Below are 835 nucleotides of genomic sequence, written 5' to 3' on the forward strand. Positions count from 1 at the left end.
ACCGTTGGTTACCACAGCCGTCCAGTTCGTAATGGTCGTTCCCGCAGGGGCCGTATCCTTTACGTTCACGGACGCCGCATCGCTCGGTCCGTTGTTGGTCACCGTAATGGTATAGTCTACCGACTCACCCGGTGTAAACTCCGTTTTACCCGCTTCGCTCGTTACCTTCACCGTCACGATGTCCGCTTTCGGATCAGGATCCAACGGAGGTGTCGTACATTGCGTACAGCTCGGGTCGGGATCCTCCGTCGGTGTCGTCACCTCCACCGCGTTCACCAGCTCACCGGTGAAGTCGGACGGGGTCTGCACCGTTACCGTATAGGTCAACACTGCCCCGTTCGGAAGCGTTCCTATTGTTTCATTGATATCGCCGCTGCCGCTGGTATTTGGCAGGGTCACCGTACCGTTGGTTACCACAGCCGTCCAGTTCGTAATGGTCGTTCCCGCAGGGGCCGTATCTTTTACGTTCACCGCGGTCGCATCGCTCGGACCGTTGTTGGTTACCGTGATGGTGTAGTCTACCGACTCACCCGGCGTAAACTCCGTTTTGCCTGCTTCGCTCGTTACCTTCACCGTCACGATGTCCGCTTTCGGATCAGGGGTCAACGGAGGTGTGGTACAGGTGGTACAGCTCGGATCGGGATCCTCCGTCGGTGTCGTCACCTCTACCGCATTCACCAGTTCGCCGGTGAAGTCGGACGGGGTCAGTACCGTTACCGTATAGGTCACCACCGCGCCGTTTGGCAAAGTCGCTATGGTTTCATTGATATCGCCGCTACCTGACGTGTTAGGAAGCGTTACGGTGCCTGTTGTAACAACCGCTGTCCAGCCAGTG

Annotated in this window: 2 protein-coding genes; one reads left to right on the forward strand and one right to left on the reverse strand. The window is 57.5% G+C overall.

Annotated features, from left to right (window positions below):
* Positions 1 to 579, reverse strand: a 579-nt coding sequence (locus QT327_RS28065; RefSeq protein ID WP_354004839.1) for a hypothetical protein, incomplete at its 3' end; no start/stop codon positions are given.
* 1 nt (position 580) lies between these two features.
* Between QT327_RS28065 and QT327_RS28070 the strand changes: the two genes are divergently transcribed.
* Entirely contained in the window at positions 581 to 724 is a 144-nt protein-coding gene (locus tag QT327_RS28070; RefSeq protein ID WP_289554496.1) for a hypothetical protein, read from the forward strand.
* Positions 725 to 835 lie beyond the last annotated feature (111 nt).

The sequence above is a fragment of the Olivibacter sp. 47 genome (assembly GCF_030372825.1).
GTDB classification, from domain to species: Bacteria; Bacteroidota; Bacteroidia; order Sphingobacteriales; family Sphingobacteriaceae; genus Olivibacter; species Olivibacter oleidegradans.

What these genes read in the sequence shown, in the direction of transcription:
- QT327_RS28070 (WP_289554496.1), top strand. Translation starts at nt 581, where the DNA reads ATGTCCGCTTTCGGATCAGGGGTCAACGGAGGTGTGGTACAGGTGGTA.